The 25,384-nt window shown below is 40.8% G+C and carries 21 protein-coding genes and 2 pseudogenes; 19 read left to right on the forward strand and 4 right to left on the reverse strand.

What is annotated here, in order from left to right:
* Positions 1-216: 216 nt before the first annotated feature.
* The 15 genes and pseudogenes from ACED41_RS18140 (at position 217) to ACED41_RS18210 (ending at position 15,432) form a co-directional block, all read left to right on the forward strand.
* Entirely contained in the window at positions 217-1,488 is a 1,272-nt protein-coding gene (locus tag ACED41_RS18140; RefSeq protein WP_371725413.1) for a lipopolysaccharide biosynthesis protein, read from the forward strand.
* Positions 1,481-2,914, forward strand: coding sequence for a hypothetical protein (locus tag ACED41_RS18145; RefSeq protein WP_371725414.1), 1,434 nt, complete (start codon positions 1,481-1,483; stop codon positions 2,912-2,914). Before ACED41_RS18140 ends, ACED41_RS18145 begins: the two co-directional genes overlap by 8 nt.
* Positions 2,915-4,048 (forward strand): O-antigen ligase family protein, encoded by a 1,134-nt coding sequence (locus tag ACED41_RS18150; RefSeq protein WP_371725415.1) that lies wholly within the window; start codon positions 2,915-2,917, stop codon positions 4,046-4,048.
* Between the two features lie 24 nt (positions 4,049-4,072).
* Entirely contained in the window at positions 4,073-4,645 is a 573-nt protein-coding gene (locus ACED41_RS18155; protein WP_371725416.1) for a hypothetical protein, read from the forward strand.
* A gap of 11 nt (positions 4,646-4,656) precedes the next feature.
* Positions 4,657-5,895 carry a glycosyltransferase family 4 protein gene (locus ACED41_RS18160; protein ID WP_371725417.1) on the forward strand — a complete coding sequence of 413 codons (1,239 nt, stop codon included), beginning with the start codon at positions 4,657-4,659 and terminating at the stop codon, positions 5,893-5,895.
* Positions 5,876-6,463 (forward strand): annotated as a pseudogene (locus tag ACED41_RS18165) (sugar transferase); the annotation flags it as partial. The gene ACED41_RS18160 and the pseudogene ACED41_RS18165, both read left to right, overlap by 20 nt.
* A gap of 36 nt (positions 6,464-6,499) precedes the next feature.
* Positions 6,500-7,126: pseudogene (locus ACED41_RS18170) on the forward strand (NeuD/PglB/VioB family sugar acetyltransferase); the annotation flags it as partial.
* Positions 7,123-7,548, forward strand: coding sequence for a MaoC family dehydratase (locus tag ACED41_RS18175; protein ID WP_371725418.1), 426 nt, complete (start codon positions 7,123-7,125; stop codon positions 7,546-7,548). The pseudogene ACED41_RS18170 and the gene ACED41_RS18175, both read left to right, overlap by 4 nt.
* Positions 7,549-7,559: 11 nt before the next feature.
* Complete coding sequence (locus tag ACED41_RS18180; RefSeq protein WP_371725419.1) at positions 7,560-8,735, forward strand: DegT/DnrJ/EryC1/StrS family aminotransferase; 1,176 nt, start codon at positions 7,560-7,562, stop codon at positions 8,733-8,735.
* Positions 8,736-8,832: 97 nt separating this feature from the next.
* Positions 8,833-9,999 carry a nucleotide sugar dehydrogenase gene (locus ACED41_RS18185; protein ID WP_371725420.1) on the forward strand — a complete coding sequence of 389 codons (1,167 nt, stop codon included), beginning with the start codon at positions 8,833-8,835 and terminating at the stop codon, positions 9,997-9,999.
* Between the two features lie 306 nt (positions 10,000-10,305).
* Positions 10,306-12,243, forward strand: a complete 1,938-nt coding sequence (locus ACED41_RS18190) for a polysaccharide biosynthesis protein (protein ID WP_371725421.1) — start codon at positions 10,306-10,308, stop codon at positions 12,241-12,243.
* A gap of 137 nt (positions 12,244-12,380) precedes the next feature.
* Positions 12,381-12,563 carry a hypothetical protein gene (locus ACED41_RS18195; RefSeq protein ID WP_017063154.1) on the forward strand — a complete coding sequence of 61 codons (183 nt, stop codon included), beginning with the start codon at positions 12,381-12,383 and terminating at the stop codon, positions 12,561-12,563.
* A gap of 226 nt (positions 12,564-12,789) precedes the next feature.
* On the forward strand, positions 12,790-14,322 hold the full coding sequence (gpmM, locus tag ACED41_RS18200) for a 2,3-bisphosphoglycerate-independent phosphoglycerate mutase (protein ID WP_017067156.1): 1,533 nt from the start codon (positions 12,790-12,792) through the stop codon (positions 14,320-14,322).
* Positions 14,323-14,672: 350 nt separating this feature from the next.
* Positions 14,673-15,119 (forward strand): HI0074 family nucleotidyltransferase substrate-binding subunit, encoded by a 447-nt coding sequence (locus ACED41_RS18205; RefSeq protein ID WP_017093683.1) that lies wholly within the window; start codon positions 14,673-14,675, stop codon positions 15,117-15,119.
* Positions 15,109-15,432 (forward strand): nucleotidyltransferase family protein, encoded by a 324-nt coding sequence (locus ACED41_RS18210; RefSeq protein WP_371725422.1) that lies wholly within the window; start codon positions 15,109-15,111, stop codon positions 15,430-15,432. Before ACED41_RS18205 ends, ACED41_RS18210 begins: the two co-directional genes overlap by 11 nt.
* Before the next feature lie 15 nt (positions 15,433-15,447).
* Here the strand turns inward: ACED41_RS18210 and ACED41_RS18215 are convergent, their stop codons facing one another.
* From ACED41_RS18215 to ACED41_RS18225, 3 genes are all read right to left on the reverse strand, one after another.
* Positions 15,448-15,573, reverse strand: a complete 126-nt coding sequence (locus ACED41_RS18215; RefSeq protein ID WP_260302023.1) for a hypothetical protein — start codon at positions 15,571-15,573, stop codon at positions 15,448-15,450.
* 171 nt (positions 15,574-15,744) lie between these two features.
* Positions 15,745-16,230, reverse strand: a complete 486-nt coding sequence (locus tag ACED41_RS18220; RefSeq protein ID WP_371725423.1) for a methylated-DNA--[protein]-cysteine S-methyltransferase — start codon at positions 16,228-16,230, stop codon at positions 15,745-15,747.
* A 112-nt stretch (positions 16,231-16,342) separates the two neighbouring features.
* Positions 16,343-17,692, reverse strand: coding sequence for an MATE family efflux transporter (locus ACED41_RS18225; RefSeq protein WP_371725424.1), 1,350 nt, complete (start codon positions 17,690-17,692; stop codon positions 16,343-16,345).
* Between the two features lie 218 nt (positions 17,693-17,910).
* Between ACED41_RS18225 and ACED41_RS18230 the strand changes: the two genes are divergently transcribed.
* Complete coding sequence (locus ACED41_RS18230) at positions 17,911-18,201, forward strand: co-chaperone GroES (protein WP_010433998.1); 291 nt, start codon at positions 17,911-17,913, stop codon at positions 18,199-18,201.
* A 206-nt stretch (positions 18,202-18,407) separates the two neighbouring features.
* The gene (gene groL, locus ACED41_RS18235; protein ID WP_017061290.1) at positions 18,408-20,054 is read left to right on the forward strand and encodes a chaperonin GroEL; all 1,647 of its coding nucleotides are present in this window, start codon (positions 18,408-18,410) and stop codon (positions 20,052-20,054) included.
* 152 nt (positions 20,055-20,206) lie between these two features.
* Here groL and ACED41_RS18240 read toward each other — a convergent pair whose 3' ends face one another.
* A complete protein-coding gene (locus tag ACED41_RS18240; RefSeq protein WP_241823902.1) occupies positions 20,207-22,561 on the reverse strand; it encodes an ATP-binding protein in 2,355 nt (784 codons plus the stop codon).
* 507 nt (positions 22,562-23,068) lie between these two features.
* Here ACED41_RS18240 and ACED41_RS18245 point away from each other — a divergent pair.
* Together ACED41_RS18245 and ACED41_RS18250 are read left to right on the forward strand one after the other, a co-directional pair.
* The gene (locus ACED41_RS18245) at positions 23,069-23,626 is read left to right on the forward strand and encodes a VC2662 family protein (RefSeq protein ID WP_017061293.1); all 558 of its coding nucleotides are present in this window, start codon (positions 23,069-23,071) and stop codon (positions 23,624-23,626) included.
* Between the two features lie 237 nt (positions 23,627-23,863).
* Positions 23,864-25,342, forward strand: coding sequence for a diguanylate cyclase (locus ACED41_RS18250; protein ID WP_371725425.1), 1,479 nt, complete (start codon positions 23,864-23,866; stop codon positions 25,340-25,342).
* The last annotated feature ends 42 nt before the right edge of the window (positions 25,343-25,384 follow it).

The raw sequence follows: 25,384 nt of genomic DNA on the forward strand, positions 1-25,384 counted from the left end.
AACGCTTACCTTTCGCAAGTCCTTGCAGGGCAAGGGGCTTCGTAATCTTGCCCTGCTGACGGAAGAAACCAATTTCCAAGTTGGGATAAAAAGAAAGCAGAAGAAACTGTAGTAAGTATTTACAGAAAAGCGGTATTGTAATCTTGATCTGACTTGCCAGTCTATTCTAAAAGCTCGATAAATTTAAAATTCCACACATTCAATTAGTTAATATTTATGATTAAGAAAATACTATTTACAATATTTAGTAAGGCGTCCTTATCTCTTGGAACTATATTTTTTATTATTACTGTCAACCATTTTTTTAGTGTAGAAGTTACAGGGGAATACATGATGATAATATCATTTATTCTTGGAGCATCTTTGTTTGTTAAATATGGTTTAGATATTGCACTAACAAGGTATTGTGCAATTGCATATCAAGATGAAAAGTTGTCTGATTTCTATTCTTATATTAAGTCGGCTTTAATGTTAATAATACTCTCTTCTATTGTTGTATCTGTATTGTCGTGGTTTGTTATACATTTTTATATAAATAATTGGGTGGGAAAATACGATGTTTATATAATAGCAATTATACCTATAATTAGTCTTTTGTATTGTTCAAGTGCGATATTGAAATCGATGGAGCTAGCCGAATATTCCGCCTTGTTAGAAATAGGTTCAATAACATTATTAACGACTATTGTTATTTTTGTTTCATTTTTTTTGGGGTTTGATTTACTGGAAGATGATATTATTCGAGTTCTACTACTGGTCTCGGTTTTCTTGCTTTTTATTTTTATATTAATACTAATTTACTACGCTAGGCCTGACAGTAAACTTGAACTAAACAACGTGAAATACAAGGAACTAACTACATCTCTTCATGCTTATTTTATACCCTCATTTTTACATTATTTAATGCAATGGGGAGTTGTTTTTATTATAGGCTCTATTTTGGAGCCCAACCTGGCTGGTGTATATAGTACATTACAGCGATTTTCATATATAATAAATTTTGTTTTAATTATTTGTAATATGTTACTAGCTCCAAAGTTCTCTATCCTTTATACACAAAATAAAATAGAAGAAATTCAAACGCTCTCAGTTCAAGCATCAAATTATATGTTAGGTGCGCTTATTTTTGTTGTGCCTATAACTATAATTATTTCAATATATTACTTCGAATATGTTGGTTTGAATAACGCAGTGGTACCTTTAGTAATACTAATTATAGGGCAATCTGTTAATGTGTTAACTGGTTCTGTAGCAATACTACTTAATATGACTGGCCATCAAAATGAAGTGATGAAAACTATGTTATTTAGTACTTCTATTAGCATTGTTTCATTTTATTTATTAACTAGTGGATACGGTCTAACAGGTGCTGTTGTTGCAACCAGCATGGGAATGATTATTCAGAACTCGCTAATATCTTACAAAGTATATAAAATAATAAAAATAAGAACGCTACCAACCATTTTACATGGAACATTCTATGGATGAAGCCCTGATGATAAAAAAACTATTTGAGTTTTGGAATGAAAATGATGTTAAATATGCCATTTGGAAAGGTATTTCTAAATTAAATGCAGTTGAAACTGGAGAGGAAGACTTAGATGTTTTGCTTGATATTAAGTCAAGCCTAAAAGCTGAGATGATTTTATCTTCTATTGGGTTTGTTAAAGTAGAAAACTCTTGGTTGAAAAGTGATTATGGCACTAGTGATTATCTATATTTCACAGAATCAGGCATATGGATCCATATTCATTTACATTACAATGTTATTTTTGGCAATAGTGTTACAAGAAACTATCGAATGCCAATAACCAAATACCTAATTAACAATGCAGTAAAAAATTCAGCTTATGGATGTAAAATCATTTCTCCATTTGACGATGTAGCCTTATCTATTTTACGATATTCATCACGGAAGAAGTCGTTTTTTGGTTATGCATCGCTAGATAAAGATTTACAAAACTTACAAAATCATTATATAAAAACAAATGAATTAAAACTTCAACTTGATAATCCGTATCCTAATGTTTTGAATGATTTAATTAAAAAAAACAATTACAAAAGTTCCGATATAGTTAACAGGAATAGAAAAAAAATAACCAATTCAATCAATGTTTTTAAAGACAATAGTAATTTTCAAAATTTGGTATATGTTTATAGATTATTTTCTTTAATTAAAGAAAAAATAATCATGAGAGCGTCAAATCAAAGAGGGAATAAAAAACTAATGAATAAAGGATTAAAAATAGCGTTTGTCGGTATTGATGGTTCGGGGAAATCTTCCGCTATAGAAAGACTAAGTCGAAAACTAAAAAAACAATTATCAACAACAACTATTAGTGTTGGGTCTGGGGTCAGCGGAGCATCTTGGTATCGAAGGTTGATATTCAATGTTTATGGGAATAAAGCGAAATCTCCGAGTCATATCAAGAATAGAAAAGAAAAATCCAAAGATAAAAAATACCCATTACTCTACTCATTATGGCTATTACTATGTCTATTTGATAAGAAAAATCAGCTGCAAAGAGGAATATCTAAGGCAAACCAAGGGGAAATAGTGATTATTGACCGTTGGTTACAAGAAGAAGTTGATGACTTTATTGATTCCCCTAGAGTTCCTAAGGAGTCTGCCAAAACTTTAATTACTAGATTTCTTTATAGAAAGGAACGTGAAGTTTATAAACTGGCAAAGGCTAATCCACCTGAAATAATTATTATTATGGAAGTGAATGCTGAAAATTCAACTAAACGAAAACCAAATGATTTGACTTACGATCAAGCTTTTTATTTGGGGGAGAAAATCAAAGATTTAAAATGGAATGGATCCACAGTATTTACAATTAATGCTAATAATTCTATTGAAGAAGTAGATCTAGAGATTAATAAAATTTTATCTAAAGAAATGTCACACTAAATGATAAATAAATATTGTATACTTGGTTCGTTTTTGATCTATCTACCATTAATGGTGATCGGCGGTGTTTTTTATGAAGATAGGTTAGTGGTATTAGATGTAAGCATTAACACTATAATGTTTTTTTTATCAGTTATGCTTGTTTATATATCCTATTATCCCCGATATTTTATATTCCGAAGTAAGATGACATTGTGTTTATCTGGGGTGATAATTATTATTCCTATATTAATTCTTTCATCAAATGCTAATTTTCAAGGGATGGAGAAATACTTAAACTCGTTATTTCTTGGTTTGTTGGGGTACCTGATTGTTATAAATGCAATTAATTACAGCTTAAAGGAGTATATTTTAAAATTATCGATATTATTTATTCTTGTGCTGTTTGTTGCTGCAGTTATTTGGAAGCTTAAATATGGATTCTGGCTTAGGCACATTAACTACTTTATGAATGGTCCAATAGTTTTTGGTAGAAATATGGCTGTAGGTTTTTTCCTGACAGCAATATTCCTTCCATTTGGAAAAAAAATTAACATTATATTACTGTTGATTTTTTTCTTTGGTGTATTATGGAGTATGTCTAAAGGCCCAATAATTGCTCTTGCTGCTTCATCGCTATATTTTTTATACCAGAAAAACAAGCCTTCCTTTTTGTTACTTGTTGTTTCTATATTTATTTCAATGCTATTCCTATTATATACATCTATTGACTTGTCGGATACGCCATTACACCGAATACAAATTGGCTTTCAAGCGCTATTAGGTATATCCAATTCTTCTTCAGCTGCAGGAAGTGTGGGCATTAGAAGTGAAATGATAGCTGACACTATAATGATAATAAATGGCAACCTAATTCTTGGTATTGGTGCGGGTAATTGGCAGAGTGTGTTAAATTATCCATTTACGTACCCACATAATATTTTTATCGAAGTTTTTTCCGACCTTGGTATTATTTTTGGCGCAATTTTATTATTACCGTATATTGGCTTCTTGGTTAGACCCACTAACAAGATATTTGTCTTACCGCTATTTTTTTTAATATCACATCAAGTAAGCGGTGATATATCAGATGCTAGGTGGTTATTGTTGTTTTCACTATTATCATTTGGAGTTAACAAGAAATATTTTGAATGAAACATTGTTTAATATGAGGGCGTAATGTTAAGTGAATCAGAATGTTTAGGATTTCCATGTTCAGGTAAATCATGGGTTCTAAGTAATGTTTTAGAAGAAGAACACTGTGGAAAAAAAATATACCACCACAACCATTCTAATTTTAAAAAAATGTGTCATGTTATTTTTTCTCCGAAAAAAATAAATGTTCTTTGGTTTTTGATTAAGTTGAGTAATTCCAATAAAAATACTTTTAAATATAATGTAAAGAAAAGCATTATATTGATGTCGAGACTTGGTATTTTTAAGTTTCAAAATAAATTTTGTGTCGAAGAGGGGGTTTTTCAATCTCTTTGGGGGTGGTTGAACACTTTACCATTAAGTGAAAATAACATGAAATTAGTTAGCAACCTACTTGATGTTATAAATACCCCTTCTCATGTGTATTATATAATAACCGATGTTGAAAAATTAACTCAACGGGCTGATGAAAGGGTGAGGAAACATCGTTTCAATACTTGTTCTACAGATGAGTTCATGGTGTCAAATAAATGGATGGAGTTTCTTTTAAAAGAAATCAAACGACGTAGTATTAATTTGGTTACAATTAAAAACTAAAAAGATAATATATGAAAATTCTATATTTACATCAGTACTTTGCAACACCGTCCTCAAACGCGGGTACGCGCTCTTACGAAATGGCGAGGCGTTTAGTTGCAAAAGGGCATGAAGTGACTTTTGTTACGTCATCTGCATTCCTCTCTAGTAGTTATGAATTAAATGCAGGTTGGAACGAAATAAATATACACGGTATCAAGCTACATATCCTGCATTTACCTTATTCTAATCGTGATTCATTTATAAAGCGGATATTTAAATTCTTACAATTTTCATGGCAGTCTTCTATAAAATCTTTGGGTATAAAGAGCGATGTGGTACTCGCTACGAGTACCCCATTAACGATTGCCATCCCAGGGTTAATTTATTCTAAAATTAGAAAAATCCCACTAGTTTTTGAAATTCGAGACCTATGGCCTGAATTACCTGTAGCTGTTGGTGCAATTAAAAATTCGCTATTAATTAGATTGGCTGAATGGTTTGAAAAATATACGTATCGAAATTCAAAGAGGTTGATTGGTCTCTCTCCTGGTATGTGTGATGGCATTACTCGTCATGGTATTAGCTCAGATAAAGTGACACTTGCTACAAACAGTTGTGATACTGAGTTATTTGATGTTTCTAAGTCTATTGGTGAAAGCTATAAGCAAGAAAATTTGAGTTTCTTGAAAGGAAGAAAGTTAGTTGTTTATACAGGCACTTTTGGATTGATTAATAATGTGGCTTATCTTCCTGAACTCGCTAAAAGTATAAAAAAAATAGATAGTCAGATTTGTTTTGTTGCGATTGGTGATGGCATGGAAAAACAAGTAGTGATAGAAAAAGCAGACCAGCTTAAGGTCCTTAATGACAACTTATACATACTTCCCCCAGTACCCAAAACTGAGATTGTTAAGTTGTTGTCGGCTGCTGATATGTCTATTTCTTTATTTGGTCCAATTCCTGAAATGTGGCATAACTCGGCAAATAAGCTCTTTGATGCTTTAGCATCAAGCACTCCTATTGCAATTAATTACGGGGGCTGGCAAAAAGAGTTCATAGAGGAATATCATTGTGGAGTGGTATTAAACCCCGAGGATCATACTAAGTCAGCAACGGAACTGTCCTTATTTTTGAATGATAAGGAGAGGTATTGTGAAGCTGTGTCGCAGTGTAAACATTTGGCTTACAAGAAGTTCTCAAGAGACATGATGGCGGAACGTATAGAAAACACATTAATGGAGGCTATCAATGATCAAACGCACTCTTGATGTTGTGTTTTCTTTAGTTGCTTTAATCATTTTTCTTCCCATTCTTATAGTTGTTGCAATAAAGGTTGCTAAAAACTTGGGACAACCTGTCCTTTTCAAACAACAGAGACCAGGTCTTAACGGAAAACCTTTCAACATGCTGAAATTCAGAAGTATGAAGGATGCAGCTGATAGGTATGGTAATCCACTTCCTGACGAAGAGCGTTTGACAGCGTTTGGTTTAAAACTTAGATCTACAAGCTTAGACGAGCTCCCAGGGTTAATATCGGTGTTGAAAGGTGATATGAGCCTAGTTGGCCCTCGCCCACTGTTAATGCAATACCTGCCACTTTATGACGAGCGGCAAGCAACTAGACATAATGTACGGCCAGGCATCACCGGTTGGGCGCAAGTCAATGGACGGAATGCGATTAGTTGGGAACAAAAATTCGAATACGATGCTTGGTATGTCGAAAACCAATCTTTGTTGCTTGATATTAAGATTTTATTTCTAACGATCAAGAAAGTTTTTATTAAAGAAGGTATTAGTGGAGAGGGGGAGGTAACAATGTCCGCATTTAGTGGTAACACTATGAAAAAAGATTGTTTAGTTGGAATTTATGGTGCTAGTGGATTTGGTAAAGAAGTCTTACCTTTATTAAGACAAAGTACTATTGACTCCGGAAGTGAGCTCGTTTTCATTGATGATAGTAGTTCCCTAAATGAGTTAAATGGAGTTGCTGTTTTGACCTATGAGGAATTTTTATCTTCACCACAAGCTGCTAAAAGTGCGGTAGTGGCTATTGCTGATAGTAAAATTAGACAGATGTTAACAGAGCGGCTAGCCAGCGATAATGTTGAAATTGCATCTGTGCGTGCAGGGAATAGTGTTGTGCTGGATTTCAATGAAATTTCTGAGGGGGAAATTCTTTGCCCTTTTTCTACAGTAACCTCCAATTCAAAAGTTGGGAAGAGTTTTCATTCAAATATATATAGTTATGTTGCCCATGATTGCATTATTGGGGATTATGTAACATTTGCACCTAATGTAATGTGTAACGGTAATGTTCATATAAAGGATCATGCTTATATTGGTACTGGTGCAATTATTAAACAAGGTTCCCCCAGTAAACCTTTAATTATTGGTGAAGGTGCAGTTGTCGGTATGGGGTCTGTTGTAACCAAAAATGTGAAGGCTGGGGATGTAGTTTTTGGAGTGCCAGCTAAGTCGATTAAGAGAACCTCAAAATGACTCAAGAAATAAAACTGGGAGTCCCGTTTCACGATATTAAAATCGGGATGTCAACTTCTTACTCTCAGACAATAACTGACGCAGATGTAAAGAATTTTGCCGGATTATCTGGCGATCATAATCCCGTTCATGTTGACGATCATTTTGCTGAAGAGTCACGTTTCAAAAAACGTATTGCTCATGGGTTGATCTCGGGTAGCTTTTTTTCAGCTTTATTTGGTACTAGGCTTCCGGGCCCTGGTTGTGTGTATGTTGCTCAGTCTTTTAATTTTAAGCGCGCTGTTTATTTAGGTGATACTGTTACAGCAACAGCAACGGTTACGAAAATTGACGAGAAAAAGCGTCGAGTCTTTTTTGATACCGTTTGTAAAGTGAGAAATAAGACAGTTATCGATGGTGTTGCAGAGCTTTATGTTCCTTAGAGAGATATAAAATGTTAAATACTCCTTTTTCCCCATGGCCTTCCTTCACTCAAGAAGAAGCGAATGCTGTTAATAAGGTTTTACTTTCAAATAAAGTAAACTATTGGACGGGTCAAGAAGGGCGTGAATTCGAAAAAGAGTTTGCGGCTTGGGTTGGCTGTGAATACGCAGTAGCTTTGGGTAACGGCACGCTAGCGTTAGATGTCGCATTGAAGGCATTTGGGGTTGGTCAGGGTGATGAGGTGATCACCACATCACGTACTTTTCTAGCTTCTGCTTCGTCTATTGTCACTGCAGGTGCGACACCTGTTTTTGCAGATGTTGATCTGAACAGCCAAAATATTACTGCTGAATCGATACAAGCGGTACTTACGCCAAAAACCAAGGTTGTGATTGTTGTTCATCTTGCAGGTATGCCTGCAGAGATGGATGCAATCATGACTCTCTCTGAAAAGCATGGCTTTAAGGTTATTGAAGATTGTGCTCAGGCGCATGGTGCGAAATACAAAGGTCGCAGTGTCGGTACGATTGGTCATATTGGTGCTTGGTCTTTCTGTCAAGATAAAATCATGACCACGGGCGGTGAAGGTGGCATGGTAACCACTAACGACAAAGATCTGTGGTCGTTTATGTGGTCTTATAAGGATCATGGTAAAAGCTATGATGCTATTTACAACCGCGAGCACCCACCGGGTTTCCGTTGGCTTCATGAAAGCTTTGGTACCAATTGGCGCATGACAGAAATGCAAGCGGTTATTGGTCGTATCCAAATTCAACGCATGGCTGAATGGACGCAAAAGCGTCAAGCAAACGCAGCTGTGATTGAAGCAGCTATTTCTGATCTGCCAATTATTCGTAGTGTGGATATTACTGAACACATTGAACATGCCGAATATAAGCATTATATGTTTATCCGCCCTGAACATTTAAAGCCAGGTTGGACTCGCGATAAAATTGTCGATGCGATTGTTGAGCAAGGTGTGCCTGCATACCAAGGCAGTTGTTCTGAAGTTTACCGAGAAAAAGCATTTGATGGCACAAACTTCAGGCCAGAAATACCATTAAAGAACGCAGTTGAGTTAGGTGAAACCAGCTTAATGTTTTTAGTACATCCAACCTTAACGCAGGATGAGATTGAGAAAACGGCGGAAGTACTTCGTGCTGTTTTACTAGAAGCTCAAATCTAATCAAATATTATGATAGGGAGGGTTAGAGCTTTCCCTAATTATTTTCATATCAAATTTTTAATTATACAAATTACAACGTCAGCGAAGAAAAAATAAAATGAAAATTGCAATTGCTGGTACCGGCTATGTAGGCTTATCAAATGCGATGTTACTGGCCCAACATCACGATGTTGTCGCGGTTGATATTATCGAAGAGAAAGTAAGATTACTTAACGATAAATTATCTCCAATCGTTGATACGGAAATTGAAGACTTCTTGGCTAATAAACCATTAAACTTCACCGCGACACTCGATAAAGAGTTGGCTTATTCCAATGCAGAATACGTCATCATAGCGACACCGACTGACTACGATGTTGAAACGAATTACTTCAATACCTCATCGGTTGAAGCCGTGATTAAAGATGTGATGGCGATTAACCCAAGTGCGGTGATGGTAATTAAATCGACTGTACCAGTGGGTTATACCGCGCGTATTAAACAAGAGCTAGACTGTGAAAATCTCATGTTTTCTCCTGAGTTTCTACGTGAAGGTAAGGCCTTATACGACAACTTGCATCCATCACGTATTGTCGTGGGTGAACGTTCTGAACGCGCACAAGTTTTTGCGAACTTGTTGTTAGAAGGGGCGGTTAAAAAAGACGTTGAAATCCTGTATACCGATTCAACCGAAGCCGAAGCGGTAAAGCTGTTCTCTAACACTTACTTAGCGCTTCGTGTTGCTTACTTTAATGAGCTAGACACGTATGCCGAATCACATGGGTTAGACACGCGTCAAATCATTGATGGCGTTTGTTTAGACCCGCGTATTGGTTCACACTACAACAACCCTTCATTTGGTTACGGTGGTTACTGTTTACCAAAAGATACCAAGCAGCTGCGTGCGAACTACTCAGATGTACCAAATAACATTATTGGTGCTATTGTTGATTCGAATACCACACGTAAAGATTTTATCGCTGATTCCATCATCAAACGTAATCCAACGCGTGTTGGTATCTACCGTTTAGTTATGAAATCGGGCTCTGATAACTTCCGTGCTTCAAGTATTCAAGGCATCATGAAACGCTTGAAAGCAAAAGGTATTGAAGTGGTGGTGTTTGAACCGGAGCTTAAAGAGAAAGAGTTTTTTCGTTCACTGGTGTTAACCGATTTCGAACAGTTTAAATCAAGCTGTGATGTGATTGTTTCCAACCGTATGGCCCAAGAGTTGGCGGATGTGAAAGATAAAGTGTACACGCGCGATTTATTTGGCTCTGACTAAGGACTAAATAACATGAGTTTGGTAACGGCGGTTGTTTTATAAATTCTGTTCTCCATTAATTATTAATGGCTTTACTAGATTTTTCGTATTAAACATCAAACAGAAACTCGTGTAAGTTTCTTTCTTAATTATTCACAACCCCTTAATAGATCGAACTGGGGCACTAATATCAATAACAAATTAAAGCGCGAATTAAATGTTCGGGTTATCTTTTGCAAGTTCTATTTGCGAATTTAAAGAATGTTCAACACATCCACTTATGCAGTTTTTGTGGTTTATTAAATACTCATAAATAAGAATAAACTTATGCAACGTCTAAACTTTATATGGCACCTTTCTCGTTTTAAAAAGCGGGTTATCAGTGTTTCTATTGATTCTTTACTCATTATATTTGCTCTGCACATTGCGTTGTGGACAAGGCTAGGCGATTTCCAATTTTTGAATGATGGCGATAATTTATTACTGACAGGCTTAACAGTAATAATGACGGTGCTTATATTTACAAAAATTGGGCTTTATCGAGCAGTACTTAGGTATCTCACCTTTCAAGCGCTGTTTGTGGTAACGGCAGGCGCAATATTGTCGGCAATCTCTTTGGCTCTGTTTGCGTATTACCTGCAAGAACCAGTCCCTCGTACGGTGCCTATTATTTACGGTGCTTATTTAGCTTTGTTATGTGGCGGCTCTCGTTTGGTGGTTCGCAATCTTGTCGCGACGACGTCGAAAGATTCACGTCAAGAAGTATTAATTTACGGTGCGGGCTCAGGCGGCCGACAGTTGGCTGTCGCGTTAAGAGCGTCTGAAAACTATCGAGTACGCGCGTTCATTGATGAAGATAAAACGCTCACCAATACGATGATTTTGGGTTTGCCCGTTATTGTATTAGACAAAGCGGAAAGGTTGATTGAGAAGCACGATGTTTCTAAAATCTTGCTCGCGATCCCAAGCGCTTCTCGCGCTCGCCGTAAGCAAGTATTGGATTTGCTGGCGCAGCTGCCCGTTGAGATTCAAACCGTTCCTGAAATGGCGGATATTGTGTCAGGTAAAGCAAAAATTGATGAGCTTACCGATGTACCTATCGAAGATTTGCTCGGTCGTGATGCAGTTGCACCTCAGCAAGCTCTGATGGAAGCCAACATCAAAGGCAAAGTGGTGATGGTGACCGGTGCTGGCGGCTCTATTGGTTCTGAACTTTGTCGTCAGATCCTTAAACAACAACCTAAAACATTAGTGTTGTTTGAAGTGTCTGAATTTGGCTTGTACCAAATTGATCGTGAGCTTTCTTTAGTTAAAGAAACCAAAGGTTACGATGTTGAAATCGTGCCTTTACTAGGTTCCGTTCAGCGCTCACATCGCTTATTGACCTCAATGCAGTCTTTTGGTGTCCAAACGGTTTATCATGCCGCGGCTTATAAACACGTTCCTCTTGTCGAGTACAACGTGGTAGAAGGTGTGCGTAATAATGTTTACGGCACTTACTATACGGCTAAAGCCGCTATTGAAGCGGGTGTTGAGTCTTTCGTGCTTATCTCGACAGACAAAGCGGTACGCCCAACTAACGTGATGGGCACCACCAAGCGTATGGCGGAATTAGGCCTGCAAGCTTTAGCTGAGCAAGAGAACCAAAAAGAGCACGGCACACGTTTCTGTATGGTTCGTTTTGGCAATGTACTTGGCTCGTCTGGCTCGGTTATTCCTCTGTTTAAAAGGCAGATTAAAGCCGGTGGCCCACTTACTGTTACCCACCGCGATATTACCCGTTTCTTTATGACCATTCCTGAAGCGGCGCAATTGGTGATTCAGGCGGGCGCTATGGGTAAAGGCGGTGATGTGTTTGTTCTTGATATGGGCGAATCGGTCAAAATCACAGACCTTGCAGCAAACTTGATTAATCTTTCAGGGCTGTCTGTTAAGAATGAGGAGAACCCTCATGGTGATATTGAAATCCAATTCTCTGGCCTGCGCCCTGGTGAGAAGCTCTATGAAGAGTTATTGATTGGCGATAACGTATCCCCAACCGCTCATGAGCGAATCATGACCGCGCAAGAAGTGTTCTTACCGATTAATGAATATGACACGCTACTTGAATCTTTGGATTTTGCTTGTCATAACCTACAACATGATGCGATTCGCCAGCTTCTTCTCGATGCACCAACCGGGTTTAAGCCGACAGATGGGGTAGGGGATTTGGTTTGGAATGCTGCTCAGAACCAAGAAGAGCTCCTTCTAGAGCCTAGAGCCTAGAGCCTAGAACCGATATTGGGTTCGGTTATTTGAATTATGACCTTCCGTTAGCGTGTTTTTTACACAATTCTTTCGAAGGTGTTCTGTTTATTGTCCATAATTACTATGAGCTTTAATAGCGATATGAGGCAGTAATCATGATAATAGATATTTCATCTAATCAAGAAATTGAAGAAAGCTTGGATCAAATATTGTGGGATGATTTTAGCTTTCAATATGTTACCAACAAAACCACAGTGATAGAGCAACCAGCGGTGCATGATCTAAAGTCACAGGACGATGATGAAGAGCATGACACTGAAATTAATCTTCTAAACTGAAGAGCCGTGAGGCTACCGTTGTTCCGCTTTTTCAATATGGATGGTGGGGATATAAGTATTCATATCCCTACTTTACTCCCTCCTAAAATGACGCTTTTTTTCACATTCGATCATCCTACCTGCGCCCTTTCTTGATCTTCCACTACAGTTTTGACTGTAAACTGTAGTAAAATTACGCTAATTTGTTTTTATACCGATTTATTTTGAATTGAACGAGGTCAGTCCTATGTCAGCTAAGAAGCCAATGGCTCTAGTGATCCTTGACGGTTACGGTTACCGTGAAGACAACCAAGACAACGCTATCGCGAACGCTAAGACTCCAGTTTTAGACGGTCTTATTGCTAACCAACCTAACACGCTAATCTCGGCTTCTGGCTTAGATGTAGGCCTACCTGATGGCCAAATGGGTAACTCTGAAGTGGGTCACACCAACATTGGTGCGGGTCGCGTGGTATACCAAGATCTTACTCGTATTACTAAGTCAATTTCAGATGGTGAGTTCGGCCAAACTGAAACGCTAGTGAACGCTATCGATAAAGCGGTGAAAGCTGAGAAAGCGGTTCACATCATGGGCCTTATGTCTCCAGGTGGCGTTCACTCTCATGAAGATCACATCTACGCAGCGGTTGAAATGGCAGCAGAACGTGGCGCAGAGAAAATCTACCTACACGCATTCCTAGACGGCCGTGATACGCCGCCACGTAGCGCTGAAAATACACTAGCACGCTTCCAAGAACTGTTCGCTAAGCTAGGTAAAGGCCGTGTGGCTTCGCTTATTGGTCGTTACTACGCAATGGACCGTGATAACAACTGGGATCGCGTTCAAGAGTCTTACGACCTGCTGACTCAAGCAAAAGCAGAGTTCACATTCGACACTGCTGTGGCTGGCCTAGAAGCGGCTTACGCTCGTGACGAAAACGATGAGTTCGTTAAAGCGACTGAAATCAAAGCGGAAGGCGAAGAGTCTGCCGCTATCGTTGATGGCGATGCGGTTATTTTCATGAACTACCGTGCTGACCGTGCTCGTGAAATTACACGTGCATTCGTTCCTGATTTCGACGGTTTTGCTCGTAACGTATTCCCAGCGATCGATTTCGTTATGCTGACTCAATACGCAGCAGACATCCCGCTTCTATGTGCATTCCCACCGGCTTCTCTAGAGAACACTTACGGTGAATGGCTATCGAAGGAAGGTAAAACGCAGCTACGTATCTCTGAAACAGAGAAATACGCGCACGTTACTTTCTTCTTCAATGGCGGTATCGAAGACGAGTTCGAAGGTGAAGAGCGTCAACTTGTTGCTTCTCCAAAAGTAGCAACTTACGACCTACAGCCAGAAATGAGCGCACCAGAGCTAACTGAAAAGTTAGTTGCAGCGATCAAAGGCGGCAAATACGACGCGATCGTGTGTAACTTCCCTAACTGTGACATGGTTGGCCACACTGGCGTTTATGATGCAGCGGTTAAAGCGGTAGAGTCGCTAGACGAATGTCTTGGTAAAGTGGTTGAAGCAATCAAAGAAGCTGACGGCCAACTGCTTATCACTGCAGACCACGGTAACGCAGAAATGATGGTTAACCCAGAAACGGGCGGCATCCACACGGCGCACACTAACCTACCAGTGCCACTTATCTACGTGGGCAGCAAAGACGTTGAGTTCAAAGAGGGCGGTAAGCTGTCTGACTTAGCACCAACGATGCTTTCTCTATCTGGTATCGCAATCCCGGCAGAAATGTCAGGTGATGTGATCGTTAAATAGTCAGTAGTTAAATAGTTGTTTGGCTCAGCGGCTCACGTTGAGCTTTAACGATTTTGAAAGCCCGCACTTCAAAGTGCGGGCTTTTTTATAGATGTGAGATACGAGTAAGCGAGATGAGAAGAGCTTAAGAACGGATGCGTGATGTGAGATACGGGTAAACGAGTAGCGAAGAGCTTAAGGACAGGTATTGGGTAAGAAAAACATGCAGGGGAGAACATAAGGGCACGACCTTAAACAAAAGACGAAAAGAACAGTCTTGATGAATATCGAAAGAGTGACATTGCTTGAATGATTAGGTAGCTTAAGGCTCATACTATACTTATCTTTTACCTTATCTCTAGGCTGTTTATATGAACTCAAACCCAGACCGTTGGAAGCAACGACTGCAAAACTTAATGAAAGCGCAGCAAAGGCTTGAGAGAGCGTGCTCACAAGATAGCTACAATGAGTTAGAGCTCGCTGGGTTAGTACAAACTTTTGAATTTTCTTTCGAACTGACATGGAAGACCCTTAAAGACTTACTTGAGTTTGAAGGGTTTGATGTGGCTTCGCCGAGGAGCGTTTTTCGTACGGCCTTAGAAGCTAAGCACCTGTCTTCGGAGCAGTGTGAGATTATGCTTGAAGCACTCATAAAACGAAATTTATTGTCCCACACCTATGATGAGGAAAATGTCCTTGAAGCTCAGTCACTGATCTTAGAGTCATTTTCACCAGTGATAGGGCAAGTCACACTCTATTTAAAGCTTAAATGTGATCAAGAGGGTCAATGCGAACAAGAGGTTAAATGTGATCGATAGTTATTTGGTTAAACCAGACTCGGTCGGCCTTAAGCCTCATCAGTATCAGCTGATTGAGGATATTGTTTTGAGTCATGCTTTAGTCATTCATGCCTGGGTATTCGGTTCTAGAGCCCTTGGAACTTATAAAGATAACTCCGACATCGATATTGTTATCGAGGGGCATGGGATTTCGTTAAGTGTCGTCGCAGGCTTGCAAGATCGTTTAGAACAGTCGTCGCTTCCATTCAAGGTTGACTTGCTCGTTAAGCATAGAATTACATCAAGCGAGTTACTTGCCCATATTGACACTTATGGGATTAAACTAAAGTAACCGAACGTATTATTATCAGCGTAACGGTGATGTTGATTCTTGAACCGATTGTTTACGTTTTGCCAGTTTATCTCGAATCTGAGTACCTGAATTGACTCGGTCATGTTTTTTATCATCAATAGAAAACGATAATAGTTTCATTAGCGCTATAGCTCCATCTCTACGCTTTCGATCTTCATAAGATTCAATCGTATCAGTGGACATTACCATCACCTCTTTGTATGAAATTTTAAATATAGACTATATGTTGTCTGGTGATAATGGCGCTTCTTGATGGCGAAATTTTATATTATTGATCTAGTGAGATAAGGTTTACTTCTTTTTATTTAAGATCGAACGCTCAAAATCTAACAACCACTCTTTGCGATTCATACCGCCGGTGTAGCCGGTTAATGTTCCATTCGCGCCGATGACTCTATGGCAAGGCACAACAATACTAAATGGGTTCTTGCCATTTGCACCACCCACAGCTCTTACTGCTTTTGGGTTGTCCATTCTCTTTGCTTGTTCACCGTAACTGATGGTTTCGCCATAAGGAATGGTTGTTAAAGCTTGCCAAGCTACTTTTTGAAAGTCAGTGCCTTTTATCGCTCTTAATGGCAAATCGAATTCTATTCGATGACCTGCGAAGTACTCATCTAACTGTTTCGCTGCCAGTTGGCAAAGGTCATCTGGGTTGCTAATCATTAGCTCTTCGTGATTTACATGGTCAATTTCAATAAGCGACACACCATTGCTAACAATGATCATCTTGCCAATTGGTGCGTCATAGAACATTTTGTAAGTGGTGTCTTCCATGTCATCTTCCTTTTTTTAGTCTTTTTCTGCTCTCAAGCTCTTCGAATCTCGTAACTGCTCTTAAGCTCTTAAATCTTTTCGCATCCCGGTTACTCGCATCTCGTATCTGCTCTTATATCTTTTCGTATCCCGCATCTGCTTTACCCCTTACACGAAGCGCAAACAAGTACCCTGAAATACCGCCGACAATGTTCCCCAAGGCTAAGCCGATAAACAGCCCTTCTACGCCGTCGATTTGGCTGCCTATCCACGCAAAGGGTAAGGTAAACACAAACAGACGCATGAAGCTCCATTGGAAGGCTTTAAGTGGTTGGTGCATGGCGTTCATCCCACTGATCAGCATCATCACAATGCCTTGGAATCCATAGCTAAAGGGCACGACTAACAGGTAATGCCACAATATGCCTCGGACGGATTCTTCTTGAGAGAACAGGGCAGCCAAAGGAATGCTCAACGGCACCATCATTAAGAAAATCAAACCTTGGAACATCACAGCAAAACGCATACTCAGAAACAGTGCCTTAAAACTGCGTTGTGGGTTGTTTGCGCCAAAGTTCTGCGCCATGAAAGGCGTAAGCGCCGAAGTAAGAGACATCAACACAATGATAAGAATGGACTCGATACGTTGCGCTGCGCCATACGCCGCCACGGCTTCAGTCCCTTGTTTGGCCAGCATCATCATGATGATAGCGCCGGCAAGTGGGTTCAGAGCGTTAGACAAAGCCGCTGGGGTGCCTATTTTTAAGATCTGTCGCCAGTCACTGACGATGTTTGTCAGCTTAGGCGGCGCAAGCAGTTTTTCTCGCACCATCAATACGTAGAGTGAGCCACACAACGCACCAAACCAACTGAAACCACTGGCAATCGCAGCGCCTTGAATCCCCAGTTCAGGAAAAGGCCCATACCCGAAGATGAGTAGCGGATCTAAAACGCCATTGATAAGGCCAGCCAGTAGCATGATCTTGGCGGGTGTTTTCGTATCACCGGTCGCTCGAATCGCGCTGTTGCCTGCCATGGGGATGACCAACAATGGGATCGCGAGATACCACACCGACATGTATTCCGATATCAGCGGCAACAACTCTTGCTTTGCTCCTAGCAGGGTAAACATAGGTTCTAAGGCGATAATACCTAATGTAGACGCGCAGCAGACCAGAAGTAGCGCGAGTAATAATCCATGGCAGGTAAAGCGTGCTGCATTTTGTGCGCTGCCTTGGCCAAGCAATCGACCGATACATGTCGATAAGCCAATACCAATCCCCATGGTGATGCAGTTGATGGCAAAGGTGACTGGAAAGGTAAAACTCACCGCGGCTAAGGCTTGGGTGCCAAGCAATGAGATGAAGAAAGTATCGACGAGGTTAAACATCAAGATCGCCACCATACCGAATATGGTCGGTATGGTCATGGTACGCAATGTACTCTCAATTGGGGCAGTTAATAGCCCGTGCTTATCTTGCATGCAAAACGCCGATAGAAACCAAAAGCGTAGGATAAACAGATGCGAGATACGAGTAAACGAAAAGCAGGGAAAGATGAGGGGTGAGAATCTGCACTTTAGCTCACAATTTTTTCGTTCCCCCCTTGGGATCTTTCACATCGCCCCCAACATATTGTTTGACCCACGCTAATCGTGGCAACTATCAAAATTTAAATGGAAATTATCAGGAGATAAGACCGATGAATATCCGTCCTCTACATGACCGAGTTATCGTTGAGCGCCAAGAAGTTGAATCTAAATCTGCTGGTGGCATCGTTCTAACTGGTTCTGCCGCAGAAAAATCGACTCGCGGTATCATTCTAGCTGTTGGCAAAGGCCGCATTCTAGAAAACGGTTCAGTGCAACCGTTGGACGTAAAAGTTGGCGATACCGTTATCTTTGCTGAAGGTTACGGCACGAAAACTGAAAAAATCGACGGCAAAGAAGTTCTGATTATGTCTGAAAACGACATCATGGCGATCGTCGAGTAATCTATTTTTCATTTAACTCTCAGTAAAAGTTATCAGAGCCAGTATTGGATGATTCATATCGTCATTCCAGAAATGAGGAACGAATTATCTGGAATCTAAACAGAGTGCGATTTGAGTAGATTCTGAATCACGTTCGTCCCTCACTGTTCAGAATGACGCGATAACGCTGAGACGCCCCGAAACAAAGAATTTGAAAGGAAATTAAGATGGCTGCTAAAGACGTTAAATTTGGTAATGACGCACGTATTAAAATGCTAGAAGGTGTAAACGTTCTGGCTGACGCAGTAAAAGTAACGCTAGGTCCTAAAGGCCGTAACGTTGTTCTAGACAAATCATTTGGCGCACCAACGATCACTAAAGATGGTGTTTCAGTTGCACGTGAAATCGAACTTGAAGACAAGTTCCAAAACATGGGCGCGCAAATGGTTAAAGAAGTGGCTTCGCAAGCGAATGACGCGGCGGGTGACGGTACGACTACAGCAACAGTTCTTGCTCAAGCAATCATCACTGAAGGCTTAAAAGCCGTTGCTGCTGGCATGAATCCAATGGATCTTAAGCGCGGTATCGACAAAGCAGTTATCGCTGCAGTTGAAGAGCTAAAAGGCCTTTCTGTTCCATGCGCAGATACAAAAGCTATCGCGCAAGTAGGTACTATCTCTGCGAACTCTGATTCGACAGTAGGTAACATCATTGCTGAAGCGATGGAAAAAGTAGGTCGTGATGGCGTAATCACGGTTGAAGAAGGTCAGGCTCTACAAGACGAGCTAGACGTAGTTGAAGGTATGCAGTTCGACCGTGGTTACCTATCTCCTTACTTCATCAACAACCAAGAAGCGGGTTCTGTTGATCTAGAAAGCCCATTCATTCTTCTTATCGACAAGAAAGTTTCGAACATCCGTGAACTTCTTCCGACTCTAGAAGCAGTTGCTAAGGCATCTCGTCCACTTCTTATCATCGCTGAAGATGTAGAAGGCGAAGCGCTTGCAACTCTAGTTGTGAACAACATGCGTGGCATCGTTAAAGTGGCTGCTGTTAAAGCGCCTGGTTTCGGTGACCGTCGTAAGTCTATGCTGCAAGACATCGCTATCCTAACTGGCGGTACGGTTATCTCTGAAGAGATCGGCCTAGACCTAGAGAAAGTAACGCTAGAAGACCTAGGTCAAGCTAAGCGTGTAACTATCACTAAAGAAAACTCAACCATCATCGATGGCGCGGGCGAAGAAACAATGATCCAAGGTCGTGTTTCTCAAATCCGTCAACAAATCGAAGATGCAACGTCTGACTACGACAAAGAGAAACTTCAAGAGCGCGTAGCTAAGCTAGCTGGCGGTGTTGCAGTAATCAAAGTGGGCGCTGCAACTGAAGTTGAGATGAAAGAGAAGAAAGACCGCGTTGAAGATGCACTTCACGCAACTCGCGCTGCCGTTGAAGAAGGTGTGGTTGCTGGTGGTGGTGTTGCACTTATCCGCGCTGCATCTAAAGTTGCTGGCCTTGAAGGCGACAACGAAGAGCAAAACGTCGGTATCCGTGTTGCACTACGTGCAATGGAAGCGCCTATCCGTCAAATCACTAAGAACGCAGGTGATGAAGAATCTGTTGTTGCTAACAACGTTCGTGCTGGCGAAGGTAACTACGGTTACAACGCGGCGACTGGCGAATACGGCGACATGATTGCAATGGGTATCCTAGATCCAACTAAGGTAACTCGCTCTGCACTTCAGTTCGCAGCGTCAGTTGCTGGTCTTATGATCACAACAGAAGCGATGATCACTGATAAGCCACAAGATTCTGGCCCTGCAATGCCTGATATGGGTGGCATGGGCGGTATGGGTGGCATGGGCGGCATGATGTAATCATCCCCCTTTCTCTATAGCAGAGAAAGTCACACATAAGCTTTAGAAAACGGAGACTTCGGTCTCCGTTTTTTTGCTCTTAAGCCTTATTTATTCGCATCCCGTATCTGTATTTCAGCTTCACCATCACCCTTTTCCCCAAAGCTCCTTGGTCAGCCTGCCTTGTGCGTAAACTGTTGTTCATCAATTTTTTGCAGCATCATGTCACGCTTAAATGGTTTTGGAAGATAATCGTTCATTCCACACTCGAAGCAACGTTTAATATCATCATCGAGCACGGATGCCGTTAAAGCGAGGATATGTGTTGCCTGAAGTTGCAGGTTTTCTTCATAGCGCCTGATTCGCTCTGTTGCCTCAAAGCCATCTACATTCGGCATCATGCAGTCCATCAAGATAAGGCCGATGTCTTGATGATGCCCTTTATATAAATCAATCGCTTCTTGTCCATCATTGGCAACCCAATATTCAATCCCTAACTTATCTAAATTGATACATACCACCTTCTGGTTTACGCGGTTATCTTCAACTACGAGGACTTTTTGACGTACAGTCGCTTCTATCGGCTCAGGTTGATGTTGAGGGGGTTGTGGCTGTGACCTTTCAAGCACGGAGTTCAACATGCTACTTAAGCGGGAACCGAGCATAGGAAGAGTCACATAGCCTGAGATAAAATGACACTCACTCATAGGATCACTAAGATTATCTTTCACTATGATGATTTTCACCTCTGGTGCTAAGCGATGCAGTGTTTTGGCTTGGTTAATATCTTCCATCAAAGCGATCTCTGGGAGGTCAGTTGCCGCCAAGTTTGTTTCGATTGATTTTAGTTGTGGTGAGTAACCAAGGCGGAACAAGTCATCGAGTAAAAGTTTCGATGGCGCATCTGAATAATAGACAACGGTTTGTTTACGATTTTTATGTTCAGAATGATCTGATGGCACTACGGTTAATTGGAAATGAAAGCAACTGCCCACGTCTTTCTCTGACTCAACGTTTATCGAGCCTCCCATCATTTCCACCATACGTGACGAAATACTAAGCCCTAATCCGGTCCCCGCAATATTGGAGGTGATGTTGGTATCTTCTTGGCAAAACGCTTTGAAAATGTGCTCTTGTTGGTCTGCTGCGATACCAATACCCGTATCTCGAACAGAAAACTCGACCACACACTCTGTTTCCAATGATGGAAGCCGTTTAGCGGTGAATACGATAGAGCCTTGTTCTGTAAATTTGATCGCATTTGAGGCTAAATTCATCAACACTTGGCGAATTTTATTCCCATCAACATGAATGTACTCTGGGAGCTCGCCATCAATTTCAACTTCCAACTTAATCTGCTTTTGATAAGCTTTAGAAGAAATCAGAGTCACGCTATCAAACAGCAGCTCTCTTAAGTCTGTCGTATGTGGATTAATTTCCAGTTTACCCGATTCAATTTTGGACAGATCGAGAACATCGTTGATCAACATAAGTAAGGTTTGAGAAGAGGTATAGATAGTCCCAAGGCAGTCTTTCTGTTCTGCGGATAGTTTGGTTTCTGCCAGTATTTCTGACATACCAATCACGCCATTAAGCGGTGTCCGTATCTCATGAGACATATTGGCAAGAAAGGCACTTTTTGCGCGGTTTGCTTGTCGTGCTTTCTCTTGTGAAACAATCAATTGAGTTTCAAGTTGACTGGCACGCCACACAACATAAAGCAGCACCAGTAACGTCACCCCTCCTAATGCGGCTGTCGATAAGTAGCTGTACGACTTTATCTGCGTCAGGCTCTCTGCGATCTGCTTGGGTGTTTCGGTGAAAAGTAAGTTGAGCTCATCTTCAACATGATAAATACTGCTGGTGAGTTCTCCTTTGAGGCCGCTATCAGAGCTGTACCCGACACTCTTTAACCCTCGCTGCAATCGCCAAAAGTGGCGTTTAAAATTATTAAACGAAGCTAATGCACTGATCGTTCGGGAATTCTGTTCTATTTCATCTTGGATTTTGAACAATGAATCGACAATCTTATCTAATGTTGTCTGATCAAAATCGGTAAAGAACTGATACATGAGATCTTGTGTTTCTAAAGTCAATTCTTCAAGCTGCACATTATTGGATTCATGTACGAAGCGCTCAAGTGTCAACGCTGCATTTTTTAGTTTCTCAATGAGCCCAATTTGGTCCCTCTTGCCATGTATGCTGACTAACTCAAGGGCTAATAATGTAAAGGCGGTGTGGTACTCGTCGAGATACTCGACAACTTTGGCATAATTAAAAGAAATATTGAGGTCGCTTCGTACGATTTTCCCATCGATCTCAGCCAGCTTTTCGATCAGCTGACTTCGCTTTATATTGAGTTGTTCTTGAATCTCTGGTTGCCTTGTGGAAACAAACTGCTGCTCTTGTCGTCTGACAGAGAGCATAACGCTATAAGCTTCAGAAAGACTGAGCTGGAGATTAATCATGTCCTGCTCTTTGTTCTTCAGAGCATGGCTAACATAGATATAGAGGCCTAAAAATAACACGATAGCCAAAAAACCACGCGAAATAATCGCTTTAATGGTCTGTTTATTCGTAGGTTCCTTAATCATGCTATTCCCACTGTTTCATATCGTTCTATTCCTATATTAGAATTTAGTTTATTTTCAGAATTTTACGAACATTAGTTTTTGAATACCTGAGGTCTGTTGAGCTTTTATCAATAAATTTTTTAGGATGACATCGCTTTAGATGCGGCAATAAGTGTGTGGGCTATAAGCTTGTGAAACATGTTGATTTTCTCGCCTAGATTTTTGTTTGGAATAATAAGCGTTAGAGCGGAGGTTTCGGTCTCTGTTTTTTTTGCTTTTCGCATCTCGTTCACTCGAATCCCGCACCTGCTCTTAACCATTGCTCTTTATGATTTAGCGGCTTATATTCAACAGTACAGTTATTACATTGATTTAACATGGGTAGCTGTTGAATAAAGGACAATAAATGCTTGATTAAAAATGGATTAATCAAGTGAACAATAAGTCAGTGGAGACTCCCCAATGAAAAAACTACTTTCAGTACTTGCTGTGTCGGCAGCAGTAATGGCACCGGCGGCATTTGCTTCTTCGCCTGTTATGTTTTCAACGATCAATGGCTTCAACGCACCTGACTCAGATGCTGTTGGCGGTGTGCGCTTGGCTTTACTTCACGGACAAGTGAACGACCTTAAAGGTCTTGATCTTGCTGTTGTTGGTATGTCTGAGACGCAAACGACCACAGGTGTGAACCTGGGTATTTTGGGTGCATCAAAAGTGAACCAAGAAATGACCGGTGCATCTCTAGGTTTCTTCAACTGGAACACGGGTAAAACAACGGGTGTTAACCTTGGTGCTGTGAACATTACTAATGATGTGAAAGGCGCGAACGTGAGTTTCGTCAACTACTCAGAAGGTAACACTATGGTTGATGTTGGCGCTGCGAACCTTTCAGAAGTGTCTACGGTTCAGGTTGGTATCTTCAACAAAACCAACAAAATCGAAGGCGTACAAGTTGGTCTGATCAACTGTGCTGACAACGGTTTCTTCCCGTGCTTCCCGATTGTAAACTTTGCTAAATAACGCTGTCGTTTAGCCTTTGGTTCTCCCATTGGCGAGCAACGTTCAGTTAGTGCATTAGCTTTTAAGCGCTAAGCCTATCAACGCCTAAACCCTTGTTTGGGCGTTATTACATTCAATTCTACTTCCACGATAAACTTCTCAAATTACCCAATAAGCATGTTGTTTTATATTTGTTGTTGCGATGTTTGAATTTATAGGTACAATGTGCGATAAATTCCCAATGATGATTTATATGCTTTGATTAACCACCATACCGTCGATTTTAAAAAGGCTTTCTTAGGCCTGACCGCCAGTTTTTTAGTAGTTTTGAGCTTGTTGCTCGTTGATTCAGCGGAAGAATCAGATAAACAGTATGGAATGGAAAACCAAGGCGTAACACGCTCTTTAGCGGAGCTCACACAGATCATAAATGCGCTTGAGTACAACATCACTGCGCTTTATCCACTGCATGGAGATACCTACGTATTCTCGCATGACAAAAAGATCGAGGGTGAGACGTGTTACTTCACCAGTGAGGAGCAACATGCCCCTCGTTTTGATTTTATGTTCTCTGGCCCTCGCGAGATGTGCAACCCGGAATCGGACCTTTATACCGAAGCGGGTAAGCGCCTGTTCATCGCGCCGACCATGGCTTATTTTGCCAATACCATTGATACCATCTCTGCGATTTATTTCATTTCAAAAGAGAAATTCATTATCTCTTCGCCTTCTGATTTTGCCAGTTACATTAAGGGCGACACCTTTGATTCGGTTGTGAATAGCAGGCCTTATTGGGTGAACACGATTCGCTTTGGCTTAGCTCAAGGGCAAGACCAAGTGGTGTATACCAGCCAATATGATGATTACTTAACAGGTCAGAAAGTGGTGACCTTAACCAAAGGAATCTACGTTAATGGTGAGTTTAAAGGGGTGTTGGGTGTCGATGGTTATGTCTCGAACCTAGTATCGAACCCTACCCATGGCTATAAAGTCACCAGTACTCGAGGCGCAAACAAATACGGGTTTATGGATTTTACGTATTCCAAGCCTCTGTATGTTGATGACATTAACACCCAGCTATATCTGAGTATTGAAGAAGATAAGAGCGAGCACTTTCTGCATGTATTGGAGATGGAGAAGATTCAGCTTTCGATACTGTTGGTTTTGTATCTGCTCTCGGTTTTATGGCTATGGCGCTTCTATACAAGACAAGAGCACCAGCGTTTAAATGAGCTAGCAATGCGCGACCCATTAACGGGCTTGCTGAATCGACGTGGTTTTGAGGCTCGATTACTGGCGCAAGATGAAGAGCCGATTATTGGTGTTGGCGTGTTTGATATCGATGATTTCAAAGTCGTTAATGATCAGCATGGCCATAAAGTGGGGGACGAGGTGATTTGCCATGTTGCTCGGTTGATGCTGAACAGCGTTAGACAGCAAGATATCGTGGCTCGATTTGGTGGCGAAGAGTTTGTTGTCGCGATTACGGGTGAATCGTCTGAGTTGCTTTCATCGATCTTTGAGCGAATTCAAAACGACATTAGCCTACAGAGTTATCGATGCCCTACGGGTGACAAGATTAGTATCTCAGTGTCTGGTGGCGCGACGCTTTACTCTTTGTATAAGTTCGACAGCGTAGGGCACTTGTGGGAAAACCAGAGTATTCGTTCGTCTGATGAGCAGCTCTATAAGGCAAAGGCTGCGGGTAAGAATCAGGTGTGTATTCAGGTGTATTAATTAGTTGGATACACAAAGGCCTAGTCGTGTGACTAGGCCTTT

It is taken from the genome of Vibrio sp. 1F255 (assembly GCF_041439145.1).
GTDB classification, from domain to species: domain Bacteria; phylum Pseudomonadota; class Gammaproteobacteria; order Enterobacterales; family Vibrionaceae; genus Vibrio; species Vibrio crassostreae_C.

Excerpts from the sequence above, each read along its gene's own strand:
- ACED41_RS18145 (WP_371725414.1), top strand. The coding sequence starts at position 1,481 with ATGGATGAAGCCCTGATGATAAAAAAACTATTTGAGTTTTGGAATGAA.
- ACED41_RS18175 (WP_371725418.1), top strand. The coding sequence starts at position 7,123 with ATGACTCAAGAAATAAAACTGGGAGTCCCGTTTCACGATATTAAAATC.
- ACED41_RS18215 (WP_260302023.1), bottom strand. The coding sequence starts at position 15,573 with ATGAAACTATTATCGTTTTCTATTGATGATAAAAAACATGACCGAGTC.
- ACED41_RS18195 (WP_017063154.1), top strand. The coding sequence starts at position 12,381 with ATGATAATAGATATTTCATCTAATCAAGAAATTGAAGAAAGCTTGGAT.
- groL (WP_017061290.1), top strand. The coding sequence starts at position 18,408 with ATGGCTGCTAAAGACGTTAAATTTGGTAATGACGCACGTATTAAAATG.
- ACED41_RS18180 (WP_371725419.1), top strand. The coding sequence starts at position 7,560 with ATGTTAAATACTCCTTTTTCCCCATGGCCTTCCTTCACTCAAGAAGAA.
- ACED41_RS18230 (WP_010433998.1), top strand. The coding sequence starts at position 17,911 with ATGAATATCCGTCCTCTACATGACCGAGTTATCGTTGAGCGCCAAGAA.
- ACED41_RS18155 (WP_371725416.1), top strand. The coding sequence starts at position 4,073 with ATGTTAAGTGAATCAGAATGTTTAGGATTTCCATGTTCAGGTAAATCA.
- ACED41_RS18225 (WP_371725424.1), bottom strand. The coding sequence starts at position 17,692 with ATGCAAGATAAGCACGGGCTATTAACTGCCCCAATTGAGAGTACATTG.
- ACED41_RS18190 (WP_371725421.1), top strand. The coding sequence starts at position 10,306 with ATGCAACGTCTAAACTTTATATGGCACCTTTCTCGTTTTAAAAAGCGG.
- ACED41_RS18245 (WP_017061293.1), top strand. The coding sequence starts at position 23,069 with ATGAAAAAACTACTTTCAGTACTTGCTGTGTCGGCAGCAGTAATGGCA.
- ACED41_RS18220 (WP_371725423.1), bottom strand. The coding sequence starts at position 16,230 with ATGGAAGACACCACTTACAAAATGTTCTATGACGCACCAATTGGCAAG.
- ACED41_RS18140 (WP_371725413.1), top strand. The coding sequence starts at position 217 with ATGATTAAGAAAATACTATTTACAATATTTAGTAAGGCGTCCTTATCT.
- ACED41_RS18185 (WP_371725420.1), top strand. The coding sequence starts at position 8,833 with ATGAAAATTGCAATTGCTGGTACCGGCTATGTAGGCTTATCAAATGCG.
- ACED41_RS18205 (WP_017093683.1), top strand. The coding sequence starts at position 14,673 with ATGAACTCAAACCCAGACCGTTGGAAGCAACGACTGCAAAACTTAATG.
- ACED41_RS18150 (WP_371725415.1), top strand. The coding sequence starts at position 2,915 with ATGATAAATAAATATTGTATACTTGGTTCGTTTTTGATCTATCTACCA.
- gpmM (WP_017067156.1), top strand. The coding sequence starts at position 12,790 with ATGTCAGCTAAGAAGCCAATGGCTCTAGTGATCCTTGACGGTTACGGT.
- ACED41_RS18160 (WP_371725417.1), top strand. The coding sequence starts at position 4,657 with ATGAAAATTCTATATTTACATCAGTACTTTGCAACACCGTCCTCAAAC.